At 66.4% G+C, this 16,036-nt stretch carries 19 protein-coding genes; 12 read left to right on the plus strand and 7 right to left on the minus strand.

The features are described from left to right. A partial coding sequence (locus JF781_RS22750) for a DinB family protein (protein WP_225329742.1) occupies positions 1–356 on the minus strand: 356 nt, incomplete at its 3' end. Between the two features lie 261 nt (positions 357–617). Here JF781_RS22750 and JF781_RS22755 point away from each other — a divergent pair. The 4 genes from JF781_RS22755 (at position 618) to JF781_RS22770 (ending at position 5,003) form a co-directional block, all read left to right on the plus strand. Continuing rightward, positions 618–881 carry an acyl carrier protein gene (locus JF781_RS22755; protein WP_225329738.1) on the plus strand — a complete coding sequence of 88 codons (264 nt, stop codon included), beginning with the start codon at positions 618–620 and terminating at the stop codon, positions 879–881. Beyond that, the gene (gene mbtM, locus JF781_RS22760; RefSeq protein WP_225329737.1) at positions 878–2,440 is read left to right on the plus strand and encodes a long-chain-fatty acid--ACP ligase MbtM; all 1,563 of its coding nucleotides are present in this window, start codon (positions 878–880) and stop codon (positions 2,438–2,440) included. Before JF781_RS22755 ends, mbtM begins: the two co-directional genes overlap by 4 nt. 269 nt (positions 2,441–2,709) lie before the next feature. Continuing rightward, on the plus strand, positions 2,710–4,566 hold the full coding sequence (locus JF781_RS22765) for a hypothetical protein (protein ID WP_225329736.1): 1,857 nt from the start codon (positions 2,710–2,712) through the stop codon (positions 4,564–4,566). Between the two features lie 2 nt (positions 4,567–4,568). Then, the gene (locus JF781_RS22770; RefSeq protein WP_225329735.1) at positions 4,569–5,003 is read left to right on the plus strand and encodes a hypothetical protein; all 435 of its coding nucleotides are present in this window, start codon (positions 4,569–4,571) and stop codon (positions 5,001–5,003) included. A gap of 68 nt (positions 5,004–5,071) precedes the next feature. Here the strand turns inward: JF781_RS22770 and JF781_RS22775 are convergent, their stop codons facing one another. The 4 genes from JF781_RS22775 to JF781_RS22790 all read right to left on the minus strand — a co-directional run bounded on the left by JF781_RS22775 (position 5,072) and on the right by JF781_RS22790 (position 8,339). After that, positions 5,072–5,401: a GNAT family N-acetyltransferase gene (locus JF781_RS22775; protein ID WP_225329734.1), complete on the minus strand. Its 330-nt coding sequence runs from the start codon at positions 5,399–5,401 to the stop codon at positions 5,072–5,074. Next, a complete protein-coding gene (locus tag JF781_RS22780; RefSeq protein ID WP_225329733.1) occupies positions 5,388–6,383 on the minus strand; it encodes a pirin family protein in 996 nt (331 codons plus the stop codon). Before JF781_RS22780 ends, JF781_RS22775 begins: the two co-directional genes overlap by 14 nt. 61 nt (positions 6,384–6,444) lie before the next feature. Further along, complete coding sequence (locus tag JF781_RS22785; protein ID WP_225329732.1) at positions 6,445–7,827, minus strand: acyl-CoA dehydrogenase family protein; 1,383 nt, start codon at positions 7,825–7,827, stop codon at positions 6,445–6,447. Between the two features lie 95 nt (positions 7,828–7,922). Further along, positions 7,923–8,339, minus strand: a complete 417-nt coding sequence (locus JF781_RS22790; RefSeq protein ID WP_008262579.1) for a WhiB family transcriptional regulator — start codon at positions 8,337–8,339, stop codon at positions 7,923–7,925. 144 nt (positions 8,340–8,483) lie between these two features. Between JF781_RS22790 and JF781_RS22795 the strand changes: the two genes are divergently transcribed. The 6 genes from JF781_RS22795 to JF781_RS22820 all read left to right on the plus strand — a co-directional run bounded on the left by JF781_RS22795 (position 8,484) and on the right by JF781_RS22820 (position 12,771). Then, a complete protein-coding gene (locus JF781_RS22795; RefSeq protein ID WP_225329731.1) occupies positions 8,484–9,272 on the plus strand; it encodes a helix-turn-helix domain-containing protein in 789 nt (262 codons plus the stop codon). Beyond that, positions 9,269–10,087, plus strand: coding sequence for a C40 family peptidase (locus JF781_RS22800; RefSeq protein ID WP_225329730.1), 819 nt, complete (start codon positions 9,269–9,271; stop codon positions 10,085–10,087). Before JF781_RS22795 ends, JF781_RS22800 begins: the two co-directional genes overlap by 4 nt. Positions 10,088–10,135: 48 nt before the next feature. Then, on the plus strand, positions 10,136–10,498 hold the full coding sequence (locus tag JF781_RS22805) for a DUF4226 domain-containing protein (protein ID WP_225329729.1): 363 nt from the start codon (positions 10,136–10,138) through the stop codon (positions 10,496–10,498). A 130-nt stretch (positions 10,499–10,628) separates the two neighbouring features. Beyond that, positions 10,629–12,095 (plus strand): DUF4226 domain-containing protein, encoded by a 1,467-nt coding sequence (locus JF781_RS22810; protein ID WP_225329728.1) that lies wholly within the window; start codon positions 10,629–10,631, stop codon positions 12,093–12,095. 50 nt (positions 12,096–12,145) lie between these two features. Then, positions 12,146–12,463 (plus strand): ESX-1 secretion-associated protein, encoded by a 318-nt coding sequence (locus tag JF781_RS22815; RefSeq protein WP_008262603.1) that lies wholly within the window; start codon positions 12,146–12,148, stop codon positions 12,461–12,463. Next, the gene (locus JF781_RS22820) at positions 12,460–12,771 is read left to right on the plus strand and encodes a DUF2694 family protein (RefSeq protein ID WP_020821275.1); all 312 of its coding nucleotides are present in this window, start codon (positions 12,460–12,462) and stop codon (positions 12,769–12,771) included. Before JF781_RS22815 ends, JF781_RS22820 begins: the two co-directional genes overlap by 4 nt. 33 nt (positions 12,772–12,804) lie before the next feature. On the opposite strand, the gene JF781_RS22825 is transcribed toward JF781_RS22820, so the two are convergent. Continuing rightward, complete coding sequence (locus JF781_RS22825; RefSeq protein ID WP_014378759.1) at positions 12,805–12,948, minus strand: hypothetical protein; 144 nt, start codon at positions 12,946–12,948, stop codon at positions 12,805–12,807. An 82-nt stretch (positions 12,949–13,030) separates the two neighbouring features. Between JF781_RS22825 and JF781_RS22830 the strand changes: the two genes are divergently transcribed. Continuing rightward, positions 13,031–14,785, plus strand: a complete 1,755-nt coding sequence (locus tag JF781_RS22830) for a DUF5631 domain-containing protein (RefSeq protein WP_225329727.1) — start codon at positions 13,031–13,033, stop codon at positions 14,783–14,785. Between the two features lie 51 nt (positions 14,786–14,836). Continuing rightward, entirely contained in the window at positions 14,837–15,163 is a 327-nt protein-coding gene (locus JF781_RS22835) for a DUF2710 family protein (protein ID WP_225329741.1), read from the plus strand. Between the two features lie 58 nt (positions 15,164–15,221). On the opposite strand, the gene JF781_RS22840 is transcribed toward JF781_RS22835, so the two are convergent. Beyond that, positions 15,222–15,995, minus strand: coding sequence for a TIGR03084 family metal-binding protein (locus JF781_RS22840; protein ID WP_225329726.1), 774 nt, complete (start codon positions 15,993–15,995; stop codon positions 15,222–15,224). Positions 15,996–16,036: the final 41 nt, after the last annotated feature.

Consider the following 16,036-nt stretch of genomic DNA (forward strand, 5'->3'; position numbering starts at 1 on the left):
AGAACGGTTCGGTCCCAGTCATCGGCGGACAGCCGAGCCAGGACATTGCTGAATAGTGCTGCCGCGTCGGCGAGTTGACGAGCGACCTCAGCCGGGTCCTGTTCGCAGTATCCGTCGTGCTCAGCCCGCTCCTCGCGGCCCATGGACGCACAATCGTGGCCGCTCGTCCGCCGGGCGGCGAGTACCCGTTCGCGCTGCACCCGCAGCACATCGCGCAGATGACATGCGTACTCCAGCGGTGACCATGCGTCGGGACGCGCGCGGGACCGCACACCAATCTTGTTGTTAGACAGAAGTATAGCGACGTCCGCCGCCGAGGCTCGGATGTCCTGACCGGCGGATGCGGCTCGGCGCAGGTCGTAGGCAAAACCGCACCATGCGCAGGGGTCTGTCACAGCACCATCATCTCAGCGGAGAAAACGAGAAGCCGGCCGGCCATCCGCCGCGGATCCGACGGCCCTCAAAGTTGTTGTGCCCGTGCGCCAATCGGCGCACCGGCAAGCCGCAGTTAGCCGGCGGCAGCGGGCAGCCCATTGCGTCGGCCTTGGCGGTGAGACAACCCACACAATACCGATGAGGGTAGCCTTACCTAATTCAACCCGGTATGGTCCCGGCACATGGCCTCCTCCAATCAACCTGTGCCCAGCACCGTCGACGATCAGTTGGTCAGCATCCTTCGAGATGACCTGGACCTCAAGTTCGAAACCCTCACTGCCACAACGCGTCTGATAGATGACCTGGGAATGGACTCCGTCGCCTTCGCCGCCGGCCTGGTGGCCATCGAAGAACGGTTCGGCGCGCAATTGAGCGAGGAAGACCTGTTGACCTGCACGACCGTCGGCGACCTGCAGGCCGTGATCGCGGCCGGGGCCGACGCATGAACGTTCTCGCGGCCGCGATGCGCGACGCGATGACGCGGTCGCCGCATGACTTGGTGGTCCTGGACAAAGACGCCGATAGATGGACTGCCCGCCCCTGGCCCGAGGTCCACGGAATGGCCGAAAGCATCGCCACGCATTTACTGCAGCAGGATCACCTTGGCGCCGTGGGACTCGTCGGCGAACCGACCGTTGAGCTGATCGCCGCCATACAGGGCGCGTGGCTGGCAGGTGCCGCCGTCTCGATTCTGCCCCGCCCCAGGCGCGGCGCCGACCCGGCTGAGTGGGCTCGCAGCACCCTGAGCCGCTTCCACGGGATCGGAGTCAGCACGGTATTCAGTCACGGTGCGACGCTGCGGACCCTGCGCGATGCGGAGACGACCCTGTCGGTCAGCAGCCTTGCCGAGGCCGCTCACACCCCCGCGTCGAATGATCCTCAGAATCAATCCGATTCGAACGCCGCGATCCTGCAGGGCACTGCCGGATCCACCGGCGACCCCCGAACCGCGGTCTTGTCGCCGGACGCCGTGCTGAACAACATGCGCGGACTCATTCGGCGGCTACAACTCGACGGCGCCGCCGACCGGGCGTGTTCGTGGTTGCCGCTTTACCACGATATGGGTCTGGCATTCCTGTTGACCGCTGTGCTGAGCGGGACGCCGCTTTGGCAGGCGCCGACGGGGGCGTTCTCCGCCGCGCCCCTTCGCTGGGCGGATTGGCTTTCGGCCAGCGCGGCAACATTCACCGCGGGCCCCAATTTCGGGTATTCCATGCTCGGCCGCTACTCGGGCCGAGTTTCGGACGTCGACTTGGGAGCGCTGCGGATTGCCATCAATGGAGGCGAACCCGTTGACTGCGAGGGGTTTCAACGATTCGCCGAGGCGATGGCTCCGTTCGGATTGCCGCCGTCCGCCGCTACCCCGGCGTACGGGATGGCCGAGTCAACCTGTGCCGTGACGATGCCCGCCTGCGGGGAGGGGTTGCGCATCGATGAGCGGACGGAATCCGGTACGCGGCAACGGTATGCACTGCTGGGCCACCCCATCCCCGGTATGGAGCTCCGCGTAAGCCCGACTGACCACGGCTCGGATGACCGCGTGGGGGAAGTCGAGATCCGCGGATCATCGATGATGACGAAGTACTTCGGTGACGCGGCCACCGAGACTGATCGCGGTGCGGAGTGGTTCCGCACGGGAGACATTGGCTATCTCGTCGACGGCCAACTGGTCATTTGCGGCCGGTCCAAAGAGATCATCACGATCGCGGGGCGCAACATCTTTCCCACCGAAGTCGAGCAGGTGGCCGCGCAAGTGGATGGGGTGCGCCACGGCGGCGTGGTCGCGGTCGGCTCCAAATCCGGTGCCGCCCAGTCGCGGTTACTCATCGCCGCGGAATTCATGGGTTCGGATCACGATGTGGCCCGTAGCGCTGTGATCAAGCGGGTCATCTCGGTGTGCGGGGTGACTCCGGCCGATGTCGTACTGATGCCGCCCGGATCATTGCCCCGTACGTCGTCGGGCAAGCTCAGGCGTCTGGAGGTCCGCAGCCAACTACAGGCCTGAGAGCGAACGCTGTTACGGCGCCACCCGATTCAGGGCGTAGAGCGTCATCCTCCGATTTGGCACGTCGTGTTCCGTTCGCCGAGGAATTCGCAGCGCAGGAACTCGCACCGTCGTCGCACCGTGGTATTGCGGAACCTATTCGATTTGGCCATGAATTGACGAGCGCGTATGCGCCAGTAGCCTTATGAGCTAGCTCAGGAAGGGTTGGAAATGCGCGCAATGCGATCGCGAGGACGATCGCTGATTGCTGCGCGGCCGCGAGCGGTGCTGTGGGACTTCCGTACATAGATGAGCAGGCGCTGATCGCCGAAGCCGGTGGTGACCCCTGGGCGATCAACGCCAGCCTGCAGGCGGGCAACCCGTTGCAGATTTCCAATCTGGCCGGCGCCTTTCACCGGGCGGGCCGATGCACGGCGGAGGCCGAGAACGCTTTCCAGCAAGCCCGCACCCGCTTCGAGGCCGCCTGGAACCACCACGACGGCGGCGGTCATCCCATCAACGACTCTGACGAAGTTCAGCGGGTCACGAAATCCCTAGGGGCGCAGTCCTTGCAGCTGCCCAAGATCGCCGCGGACCTGGAAAACATCGCCGCGTCGCTGGCCGATGCGCAGAAGGCCGGAGCCGCGCGCATCGCCACCTTAGAAGCCCAGTTGACGAACATCTCGAACATGGTCAGCCAGGCCGTCTCCATCTTGCAAAACGACCAAAGCCTCAGCGCCGGGGAAAAGGACGAGCTGCACGCCCTCATCAACACGCTGGAGGACGACGCCCTGCGCGACACCAAGTCCGCGCTCGCCGCGCTGCAGTCAATTCGCAACGGGTACTCCGACGGCCTTCAGAAATCACTGAACAGCCTTCACGCCGAAGGGTACGACGGCGCCCCGCTCCATGGTGCCGATGCTGACGGCGTGGCCCCAGCGTCCCCCGCCCAACAGGCCGCGTTGGCTGACATTCGCCAAGCCACCAACCAGGCCGTTGTGGACCAAATGGCCAAGGTGCGTGCCGCGCAGGAGGCGCTCAGTAAAGCCGCGGCCGACCTGTATACCCATGGCCCGGGTTCGCCGGAAGGCGAGGCGGCCAGCGCCAAACTGCCCAAGCTCAAGGCCGACCTCGCCCGCGCTCTCGACGACCTGGGCAAGATTCCCGACTACAACAGCATTGACCCTGCATCGATAAATGTCGGCCCCGACGGGCATTTCACGTTCACCTATAACGTCAACGGGCAGCCCGTGCAGGCTTACGGCCAGCTCAAGAACGGCACGGGCGAGTTCTTCGACCAAGCCACCGGCACGTACTACACCTTCAACGGCGGCAAATTGACCGGCATGCGCACACCGGATCCCGGGCGAGTGGAAGCGACTTCCGAACCCCTCTTTACGGCCGTAACCCTGGCGGCCGGGGCGCCGGCGCTCAAGGCGGGCGGCGAGGCGGCCTTTCAGGGCCTGAAGATGCTTTTCAGCCGCGAGATGTTGGAGGGTCTGACGGCCGACAACGTGTTCCCCCGCGCACTCGCCGGAGCCGAGGAACACCTCCAAGCCGCAGAACGGAACCTGGCTTCTCATGCCCCGTTACCCGGGGAGCCGGTCCCGGGCACTCACCCTCTCGAGCCGCCCCTGGTGGAGCACACGCCGCCCGCTCCGCACGGCGACGTGCCCGTCGAACATGCGCCGGCCGGACCTCACGTGGGGGCCTTACCTGATAGCCCGGCGCCGGTTGTCATTGATCCAGCGCATCCTGAATTCCACTTGGACAACCCGCTCAACTACATGCCACCCGAGCTGCGAGCAATGTCCGAAGCGCATCTGACCGGCAGCGGGGAAACCGTTCTGGGACCATTTAAACACCCGCTCGGGGGGCCCTCGTACATCGATCTCGCACAGGAGAGGGGCGCAAGCTACTTCGATATCGGCGACGCATGGAACTCGGCCACACCCATTGAGCGACTTGCGGCGAATCAGCATGTGCTCGACATTGCAATCGCAAATCGGGACACTATTAGGTTGTCAACTTCAATCGATAGCATTCTGGATAATACTTATACTGCCGCCGAACTCAGCTACCTGAGGTCGCATGGTTACCAAGTAGTGGACGGCTATACCCTAGTCCCGCCTAAGATCGGAGGTTAGCGGTGAAAACCCTTCTGGAATTTATTGTTCAATATGTCGGCGTTCTTTACCTCAATCCAAAGTACCGGATTACCAATTCATCCAACCGAGGCCTGGCCGACATTGATGCATCGATCTCGTTTACCGGTGAGCAGCTCAGGTGGGACTTAGTCAATGATCGCGGCCTCATCTATTTCGCTGCAGTACCGCTCCTTCAAACAGTCTCCGACGATTGGTTTGGACTAGCATTAATCCGCCAGTACCTAGAAGGGGGCGACGACACGGGAGCAGACGCGCCGATAGATCAGGCCAATTGGTTGTCGACGAACCTGACTCGAGTGGAGGAGTTATTTGCGGATCAGTCGACTGCCGAACGCGTTTGCGAAGAGCTGCTTACCCTGCGCCGGTCTAATTCGTCCAAAAAATGGGGATGGCCGAAACCGGACGAGATCAATTAAGCGCGAAAACTCTAACGTATATCTGCCCAATCGCCGCGCCGCAGACGCCCCCCGGCCATTGAATATTCCTAAGACCGCACCCACTGCGTGATTTCCGGAGTGACCGGGTCCGTGATGTCGTCGAATTCAGGATGCTTCTTGAGCACCGTGCCGATCATCGAGCACACCGGAACAATGCGCTTGCCTTCATCGCGCGCCTCGTTGAGCGCCTCCTCGACAAGGATTGTCGCCAGGCCGCGTCCGCCGTAGGCCGGGTCGATTTCGGTGTGGTAGAAGACGCGTTGGTCGCCGCGGTCGGCGAAATCGGCTAGTCCCACCGTCTTGCCCTCGACGGCGATCGTGTACTTGCCGTCCTCAAGGGTGACAGTGGTTTCCGCGCCGGTCTTATCGGTCGTCATTGGTACGTTCCTTTCTTCGGGGTATCGGTCGAGGCCGCAGCCGAGTGGTCGGCAGCGGCGGGGCGGGCAGCCGGGAAAGCGCTCCCCGGTATCCGTGGACGGCACCGAATCGATCGTCGCCGTCCTCCCACAGTCGGCGGTAGTTGACGATGTCCTCGTGGCTTCGTCCGACGAAGTTCCACCACATCACCAACTCTTCGGCGAACGGCGTGCCGCCGAGCAACAGCAGCCGCGCGGGCCGCTCCCCCACGTTGCGCACATGCAGCTGCCGGTGGCCCGGGCTCAGATACGCCAGGTCGGCGATTGCCAGGGGCGTCCCACCCACCTGAACGACGCCCGAATCACAGAGCACCCCGTGTTCGAAGGCGGCATCGACATCGATGTCCAGTGCCGCACCGGCGTCGAGGTCGAGCTGGGCGCCCAGTAACGGAGTGAATGTCACTGCGGGCGAACGACTCCCGGCCAGCTCGCCGAGGAACACGCGCAGTTCGGCGCCGGGTAGCGAGACCGGCGGGGGCGCATAGTGGGCGAAGCCTCGCTCGGTGTCGCGATGGGAAGCCGGCAGCGCCACCCAAAGCTGCGCGCCGTGCAATAGGGGTTCGGACTCCACCGACACTTCGGAATGGCAGATGCCGGCGCCCGCGGTCATCAGATTCAGCTCGCCGGGCCTAACGGCCGCACGTACGCCGGCGCTGTCGCGGTGCTCCACTTCCCCACTGAACAACCAACTGACCGTCTGTAGTCCCGTATGCGGGTGCGGCGGGACATCCATCCTCGCGGCGACCGGACCGTAGTGGTCGATGAAACACCACGCACCGATCAACGAGCGTCCTCGTTGTGGCAACGTGCGTTGCACCCGTATGGCCCTCGGGCCCCCCAAGGGAACCTCGCGCGGATGCAGCACCTCCACCCCGGGCGAGATGCCCGGGTGTTGCGAAGCGGCGCAGGCGACTTCGGCCGGCGCGGCTTCAAGGTTGCTCATCGTTCACCCTCCGTCGCGGACTCCTCAACGGCGCCGTCATCCGCGACCGTACCCGGCCGACTCACTTGCCCGGGGGCCGCAGCACCTTCATGGCCAGCCGCATGACCGGCTCGGGCACCCGATCCTGCATCGACAGGGCGGTATCGGCGACGCGGGACCGCAACGGCGTACCCCGCCCGAAGACCCGGTTCAGCGGTCCCCCGGACGGCTCGAGGACCACATGCAGCGGCGGGGTGCCCACGGCCGCGCCCAGGGCGTTGGAGATGACCATCCGCTGGATCTCGCTGGTTCCTTCAAAGATGGTGTACAGCTTGGCATCCCGATACCATTTCTCGACCGGGTGATCGGTGATGTAGCCCCAGCCGCCCATGGTTTGAATTGCGCGTTCGGTGGCCTTGACCGCTACCTCGCTGGCGGCCATCTTCGACATCGAGCCCTCCCCTCGTTCGAAGGGAACGTTGTTGGCCGCCATCCAGGAGGCCCGCCAGGTGAGCAGCCGGGCCGCATCGATCTGCGTGGCCAATTCCGCGAGCGGGAACGCGATGCCCTGGTTGTCGATGATGGGCCCGCCGAACGCCTCACGCTCGGTGGCATACGCGGTCGCGTACTCCAACGCCGCACGGGCGATCCCGATGGCTTGGGCGGCGACCATGGGTCGCGTCTGCTCGAAGGTTCCCAACGTCGCTGAACCGGAGCGTTTTCCACCCGCCACAACTTCTCGCGCCTTGGCGAGTTTGTGTTCGAGTTTCTCTTCCCCGCCGAGCAGATTGGCGCGCGGCACGCGCACGCCTTCGAAAAGCAGCTCGGCCGTATGGGACGCCCGACAGCCCAGCTTGTCGAGCTTTCGCAGCAGTTTCAGGCCGGGCGTGCCGCCGGGCACCACGAAGAGCGCCTGACCTCGATGGCCGAGTTCCTCGTCGACTACCGCGTTGACCACGTGCACGTTGGCGATGCCGCCGTTGCCGATCCACATTTTGTGGCCGTCGATGATCCAGTCATCACCGTCGCGGCGGGCACGCGTGCGTAGGTTGCGCACATCGCTGCCGCCCTCGGGCTCGGAGATCGCCAGGGCGGCGAGCTTGAGATCGCCTGGGGTGCCGAAACATTCGGGCGCCCACTCCAGCATCTGCTCCGGGGACGCGGCCTGGCCGATCGCTGAGAGCGCCAGGGCGGGCATCACGATGGCCAGGCCGATGCCGGCGCACCCCCAGAACAGTTCCTCCATGAACATAGGCAGGGAGATGCCGGTCGGGTCGCCGATCAGGTCGCGGTAGAACAGCGGGCTGTAGAAACCTTGTTGGGCCGCCTCTTCGAGCACCGGCCAGGGGAACTCCTGGCGTTGGTCGTATTCGAGGGCTACTGGGCGTATTACGGATTCGGCGAACTCATGGGTGCGTCGGGCCAGATCGTGTTGTGCCGCCGTCGGGGTCAGGTCGAACGTCATGGGTGCGCCTTTAAGGTCGACAGACTGGTCTTGCCGACCCCGACTACCCCATTGACTGGTTCAGCAAACTGCCGAGCTGGGATTGCGACGCGACGTCAGGCAGCCGTACGAGGCCCGACTTGGGCCAGCGGCAGATGCAACACGACTGCGGCCACCGGGACCGCCTCGTGTTCGTGCCGCGCCAGCAGCGCCGCATTCTCGGGTAGCTGCCGGGAGTTGATTTCGCCCGACGCAATACGCCGCAGGACGTCGTGGGCGTGAGCCAGCTGGTCACGCTTGCGATACTGGCCGCCCGGCAGCTTTACGCCCGCCCATACGCCGTACTCCTCGCGGTGTGCGATGGCGTGTTGGGCGCAGCGGCGCTGTTGTGCCAGTGGGCAGCGGCGCAGGCATTGCAGGCGCGCCTCGGTGGCCGACCGTTCGTATGCGCGCGCCTTCGCCGCGCCGTCACCACCGTCGTCGTCGGGGTAGCCGAACCAAAGCTCCGGGTTGGCTGCGCACGGGTGTCCCATGTCGGTCTCCTTGTCGAGCGTGAAACGTAGGCAAAAGCGTATACGGCGAGAGGCCGACCGCGCAAGAGAAACGTCGACGGAAACGTATATCTGCATATCCGAGACGGTGGCTGTGTACTATCCGGCCTATGGCCGGAGCGTGTGGTGAGCCGTGAATCGGCCGGCGCGGCTATCCGCGCGTTGCGAGAATCGCGGGATTGGTCATTAGCCGACCTCGCCACCGCGACCGGGGTCAGCATCATGGGGCTCAGCTTTCTCGAACGCGGCGCCCGTAAACCGCACAAAAGCACAGTTCAGAAGATTGAAAATGGGCTTGGCCTGCCGCCGGGCACCTACTCCCGGCTATTGGTGGCCGCCGATCCGGATGCCGAATTGGCCCGGCTGATGGCCGCGCCGCCGGCGGCCGCGATGTCCGCACGGCGTTCCGGACCGGTGGTGGTCGACCGCCATAGCGACACCGAAGTGCTGGAAGGCTATGCCGAAGCCCAGCTCGATGCCCTCAAATCCGTCATCGATCGGCTTCCTGCGACAACATCAAACGAATATGAGACGTATATTCTGTCTGTGATCGCTCAGTGCGTGAAGGCGGAGATGCTCGCCGCCAGCTCCTGGCGGGTGGCGGTGAGCGCGGGCGCCGATTCGACCGAACGGCTGATGGAGCATCTGCAGGCCCTGGAGGCGACGCGCACGGCCCTGCTGAAGCGGATGCCCGCCAGCCTGAGCGCCCGTTTCGACCGGGCCTGCGCACAGTCCTCCTTGCCGGAGCCGATCATCGCCGCGCTGGTGGGCGTCGACGTGGACGAGATATGGGACATCCGCAATCGCGGTGTCATTTCGCCGGGCGCCCTCCCCCGCGTGCACGCCTTCACCGAGGCGGTTGAGACGACGAGCCGAGAACAGGCCAGCCACGACAGCGGCGAGGAGGCACAGTGAGCCATAGCGAAGTCGAGGCGTTGAGCCGCGCTCATCAACTCTTCGCCGGCGGCACGACGCCCGCAGCGCTGGATGCGGACACCGGGCACTACCGCGGGCTGTTGCGGCGGGCCGCCGGGCTGAACGACGGATTTGCCCGTGGCGGCTACCAACTTGCGGTGGACCACAGCCGGCAGCGCCTCACGTCAGCCGCGGGGACCGACGCCGCGGTCACCGACCTGCTCAACGGCGTCCACCGCGACCGCGCGCAGGCCCGCGACCTGACCCAAAACGTCCTCGACGCGGCCCGCGCCGATGCCACGGTGCCCCCGTCGACCCCGTTGGCGCAGCGAGAGGCGATGCGCCGCCGCGTGGCGCGACTGCGTACGCAACGGGCCCACGTCGTGTCGGCGAGGTTGCGTGCGCGACAGCACCATGCGGCCCTGCTGGCGTTGCGGTATCGGCTGCGGCACGGGCGGGGCCTCGGATTGCCGCCGAACGACCGCGCCGCGGTCGCCGTGCGGGCCGCGTTGTCACGGCTGGGCCGTCCCTACGTCTGGGGCGCGACCGGCCCCGACCAGTTCGACTGTTCCGGGCTCGTTCAGTGGAGCTACGCGCGGGCCGGTATTCACTTGGACCGCACCACATATCAGCAGATCAACGACGGCATCCCGGTACCCCGTTCGCAGGTGCGACCGGGTGATCTGGTCTTTCCGCACTCCGGTCACGTCCAGCTCGCCATCGGTAACAACCTCGTTGTCGAGGCGCCGTACGCGGGCGCGTCGGTGCGAATAAGCCGACTGGGCAACAACGTTGCGATACGCCGACCGATATGACACGCCAAGTCCGCCCGGCGATCCGGGCACGACGAGAAGGGTGAGCCGATGCCGGAACAACCCGAGTCCTCGTTAGAGGCCGTTGAGGCGCGGCGATCAACGCTGGCGACTCAGCACGGCGCCGCGTCCGAAGCCGACCGCGTGCTCACCGACGTGCTGAACACCGCTCACGCGGCGGCGCGCGAGAGTGTCCGGCGACTCGACGCCATCGCCGAACAGATTGACCATGCCGTCGTGCAGCAAGCGAACCTCGCCGTGGATACGCCCATGGGGGCGCGCGAGTTTCACAAGTTTCTGCTGGACAAGCAACGCGAGATCGCCGCGGTAGTGGCCGGGGCGCGCGAGCTCGTTCAGGCGAAAAGGGCTGTGTTGGAGAACCTTCGGGCGCAGTACACCGTCGGCAGCAGTTAACCGGAACTAGTCCACAACCATGCAGCTCAGTGAATTGTCGGCAGGAACGCCCCTGAGTACTGTCGCCGGGCATGGAGGGGTCGCGTCATTTCCCGCAGCGGGGGCCGCTGCAGCGCCGCCTGGGGATCTGATGTCGGCCTACGACGATCTCCTGGCAGCGGTCAAACACGTTCGAGACCGCACCGGCGATCCAAACGCGTGGCAGACGGGATTGGCGCCCACCGAAGTCTCCGCGGTGATCACGCCGACCACGGGCACCGAGCAACTCGAGGCGATCGTGCGCAAGATCCGCCGACAGCATGCGGACGTGTTCGGTGCCGCACCGGCGAGCAGCCCGCCCACGGGGCGAGTATTCGAAGGAACCGCGACAGCACCGGACCGGGAATCGGGTGCGGCCGCAGACGCCATCGCCAGCGCCGAAGCCGCTCTGGCACAGCAGAACTCGGCGAGTTCGCAACTGGACATGCAGGTCGTTTCGGCCATCCTCAACGCGCACCTGAATGCGGTCGACGGCAGGGAAGCGCTCACCAAGCTGCAACAAGAAACCGAAGCCGCGGTACGGATGAGATCAGACCTGGACACTCCCGCGGGAGCGCGCGATTTCCAACGCTTCCTCATCGGCAAGCTCCGAGACATTCGCGCGGTGGTCCTGAACGCCAGCCTGGACGACACGTCGAAATCGGCGCTGATGGCCGCATGGACGTCGCTGTACGACGCGTCCAAGAACGAACCCAATCGGCCGGGCGAACACCCACCCACGGCGTCCGTTGGTGATGTGCCCGCGGTCGGTACGACCGATGCGTCGAGCGATACCGGCCCCGAATGGGATCCGCTGCTGGATTCGCTGCTGGCCGATGACGACGAACTGTTGCCCGGAGACGTTCCGGGGCCGGACGCGGCGGCGGGCGCCCCGTTCGCGCCCGCAACGGAAACGCCGATGGCGCCCCCGATGCCGAACTTCGGCGGCGGGCCACTCCCGGGTCTGGGCACCATGCCCGCTTCCATGGCGGGATGGGAAGGGCCGGGCGGCCTTCCGTTTTCGGGGCTGCAGGGCGACGACGCAAGCGATCCGGCGCTGCAGGATTTGGCCGACGAAGAACTACCGGATGCCCAAGAGGAAGACCCGAGCGCGCTCGACGCCTCGGACAACCCCGACGAGAACAACGGCCCGCAGGACGCGTCATCCGACGAGCCAGCGGCCGGCCCGACGCCGGTGACCCTGCCCGACGGCGAAACCGTGACCGCCGCCAGCCCGCAGTTGGCGGCGGCGATCCAGGCCGCCGTCGGCGGAACGCCGATCGCGGAAGCGTTCCAACAACAGGGAATGACCATTCCCCCACCGGGAACGGCGGTCGCCAACCCCATCGATGCGCCACACGTGAGTCCGGGCGACATCGGGATGTTCACGGACCGTCACGCCCTTGCCCTCGGCCCTGACAAGGCGCTTCTTGATGGCCAAATTCAGCACATCGCCACCGTGAGCGGACCGAGCTTTCTAGGCTGGGAGCATCCGCCGGCGTCGGCCGCGTCCGCGACCACGCCGACTAAGCCTGAACCACCGACACCTACCCGGCCGGCAACCTCGTCGACCACCTGAGAAAAATGAACTCGCCGGCACGTACGGCGGTCGTCAACAGGAGACAGCGGATGGCAGATTCGATACATGTGGTGCCCGCGCACTTACGTCAGGCCGCCGCGCATCATCAGGACACCTCGGAGTACTTGCGCACCGTTCCGTCGTCGCACGCCGCGATCCAGGAGAGCCTTGATTCGCTCGGGCCGATCTTTAGCGAGTTGCGCGACGCCGGCCGCGAGCTGCTCGAGCTGCGACGCCAGTGTTATGAGCAGCAGGCTGCTGACCACGCCGATTTGGCCGACCAATTGACCGTATCGGCGACGATGTGGGAACAGCACGAGCAGGAGGCTGCACGCAAGTTCGGCGACGTCGTCGACCGCGGTCGATGACCGACGCGAATCCCGCTTTCGACACCGTTCACCCGAGTGGGCACATCCTCGTCCGCTCTTGCCGCGGCGGCTATATGCACAGTGTCGCGCTGAGCGAAGAGGCGATGGAAACTGACGCCGAGACCCTGGCGCAGGGCATCGTGCTCACCGCCGATGTGTCGTGCCTCAAGGCGTTGCTGGAGATTCGCGACGAGATCGTCGCGGCAGGACACACCCCGTCCGCCGAGGTTCCTACCCCGCGAGACCTCGATGCGGCCATTGAGAAGTTGCTGGCGCACAAACTGCGCCGCCGCGATGGCGGACGCTAGGCGTTCTGCGCGGATCTCAGCTGCGCTGCCGGTCTAGCGCAGCCATGGCTTCGCTGCGCTGGGATCGGGAGCGATGCCCGTGGGCGGCTCTACGGGATTGGGGCCGAACAACTCTCGCGCGCGGGCGAGCAACGCGCGCACCTCGTCGAGTTGCTGCTGCAGTGCAGATTCAGCCATGTCCCCACGCTACCCAGGCCGTTGCGGGCGCACAATTCACTGACCGCACAAGTCGCCCGGCCACTGCCGGTACGCTTAGCTAGTGGCGATCTTCGGTCGGATGACGGCGCGTCAGCGCCTCCGGAGAGCTACCCGGGAATCCCTGGCGATTCCGGCCTTCAGCTCTCCCATCGACTGCACCCCCTGGGTGACAGGCGGGCTGTGGCCTGCCGAATTGTCGACGGTCACGGCCGAAACCGCCACTCTCGCAGAGTATCTCAGGGCCGACCTGCAGCGAATTGCCAACGGCGCCAACGACCAACTCAAGATGCTCAAGCGGGCGGGAATGACCGACCCGGCCCGGCAGGCAGCCGAGGCGCGGGTCATCGAGGAAGCCCGCGGCCGTGCCGTGCGCCGAGTCGAATCGACGATTCGCTACCTGCATACGGTGCAGAGCGGCGCGCAGGCCCCCGCTGCGCCTCCGCCGGGCCTGGAACGTGCCGCTGCGGACCTGGAAAAGACGCAGGTGCTACCGGCGGTCCGCGAGATCGACGACGCCGCGGAGCCGCCCCAGCCGACGCCGAGATGGCGTCGCCGCCCCGCGGTCGAACCGGCCGCTGGCCCGGACGAACCACAGGCGAGCGAGCCAGAGCCCACCGCCGATGACGAGGCGATCGGGACCGCCGACGCGTCGCATCTCGAGGAGACACAGGTCATTCCGGTGGTCAGGGACGCGGAGCCGGTGGTCGAGACGCCGGCCGAGCGGGCTCCGGAGCCGCCGGTCGAGGAAACTCCCGAGGCGCCGGTCGAGGAAGTTCCCCAGGCGCCGGTCGAGGAAGCTCTCGAGCCGCCGGTCGAAGAATCCACCGCAAGCGGCCGCCACCATGCGGTTGTGGATGAGTCGGTCGTTGGGGACGAGCCGGCGGCACCCGGCCAGGAAGCCACCGCCGATCCGGAGGAGCCGGCCGGGGTTGCCGATGCGCCGCCTCTCGAGGAGACGCAGGTCATTCCGGTGGTCACGGACGCGGAGCCGGTGGTCGAGGCGCCGGCCGACAGCGCACCAGAGCCCGTTGAGGAGCCCCTCGAACCCGCGGCGGGCGGACGCCACCACGCCCCGGCGGACGAGCCCGCGCGGGTTGGCGGCGACGAGCCGGCGGCTAGTGCGCCGGAAGCTCCCGTGGAAGCCGCCGAGGCCGTGCAGGTGCCCGTCGAAAAGCCGGTGGCCCCAACGGGATTCGACAAAGACCGGCTGAACCGGCTCCTCGAGTTCGTGGTACGGCAAGAGCCACGGCTGAACTGGGCGATCGGGGATCGCGCCGACGGGACGACGGTATTGGTCACCGACCTCGCCCACGGCTGGATCCCGTCGGGCATCAGCCTTCCCGCAGGCGTGCGGTTGTTGGAACCCGAGCGACGCAGCGGCAGGGTCGCCGCACTGATCGGGGAAACGACCGGCGTGGTCACCTACACCCCCGGTGATTCGCTGCGCCGCTCGGTCGACTTCGCCGCGACCCGATCTTCTGTCGAGCCGCGCCAGCTGCCGGCCATCGATGACCTGGCGGCGGCGCTCAGCCATGTCACCCGGGGGCGCGCCGAGCTGCCCAAGATCGTCACGCGGTTGGCCGACGCGGCGGCCGCGGGCACGTTCGTCGTCGACCAGGAGGTCGACGTGCTGCGGGTGCATCTCGACACAGCGCGTTACCAGCTTTTGGTTCAGTATCCGAACGTCAATCCGGGACTGCTGCTCAAGTGCATGTTGATGGCGGCCACCGAAGCCATTGCCAGCGGCGACACGGTGTCGGCGAACTACCACCTCGCCTGGTATCACAAGCTCGCCGCGTCGACGCCCGGCAGTTGAGCCGAGAACCCGCCGCGTATGAATTGACGCTGGTCGGAGGGGTCGACGATACTGTCCCTCGTGTCGGGTTCGGGCAGTCGCGCGAATCTCAGCGATAAGGATCTCGTCGAGTCGGTTCTTCGGGAACTGAGCGAAGCGGCCGACAAGTGGGAAGCCCTGGTGGCGCAGGCCGAGGCGGTGACCTACAGCGTCGACCTGGGCGACGTGTACGCCGTGGCGAATTCAGACGGCCGGCTGATCAAACTGACTCTGCATCCCGGGGTGATGACCGGGTACGGCCACGGTGAGTTGGCCGACAGGCTGAACCTGGCGATCACGGCGCTGCGAGAAGAGGCCGAGGCCGAGAACCGGGCGAGCTACGGCGGCCCCCTGCACTGACGTCGGTGACGCGCCAATCGCGCGGACGCGGTTGACGGCCCCGGTCCTGTTCACTCGCTCATCGCCCGGGGCCGGGAGGCCCCGCGAAAGCCTGCGCGATCTCCAGCCAACGCCGCGCGTCGGCGCCTCGGGCCGTGATGTCGAGGGCGCTCAGGGGGCGCCGTTGAGTGACGAGGAAGCAGAAATCCTCCGCCGAGCCGCTGACCCGTTGCTCAGCCTCCGGCGGTCCCCAGGACCAAATGTCACCGCCGGGTCCGCGCAGCTCGACCCGGAACGGCTCGGCCGGGGGCGCCAGATTGTTGACGGCGAAGGCGAAATCGCGGGTGCGCACCCCCAGATGGGCGATCGACCGCAGGCGGTCGGTCGCGGGCCGCGTGATGCCCAGGGCGTCGGCGACGTCGAGACCGTGTGCCCACGTCTCCATCAACCGCGCGGTGGCCATCGACGCCGCACTCATCGGTGGGCCGAACCACGGGAGTTTGCGACCGTCGGTGACTCCGAGCAGCTCCTCGTGCAGCCGCCGGCGGGTGGCGCGCCAGTCGGCGAGCAGCTCGGCGGGCGCCAGGGTTGCGAGTTCTTCGGCGCCCTTGTCGACGAAGCCGGTCGGGTCGGCGGCCGCACCCGCCACCAGGTCGGCGAATCTTGGCTCGTCGGTCACGGCGATCAGGGCGACGCGGTCGGTCCACAGCAGGTGGCCGATCTGGTGCGCGATGGTCCAGCCGGGCGCGGGCGTGGGATCGGCCCAGCGCTCGGGCTCCAACGGCGCGACCAGGGCGTCGAGCGCGTCGCTTTCGGCGCGCAGGTCCTCGACCATGGGCGCGGGTCCGGTCATCGGCGCCCTCCCCTGTCGGCGGCGGCCGTCGGACACGTCAC

It is taken from the genome of Mycobacterium sp. WUMAC-067 (assembly GCF_020217485.1).
GTDB lineage: Bacteria > Actinomycetota > Actinomycetes > Mycobacteriales > Mycobacteriaceae > Mycobacterium.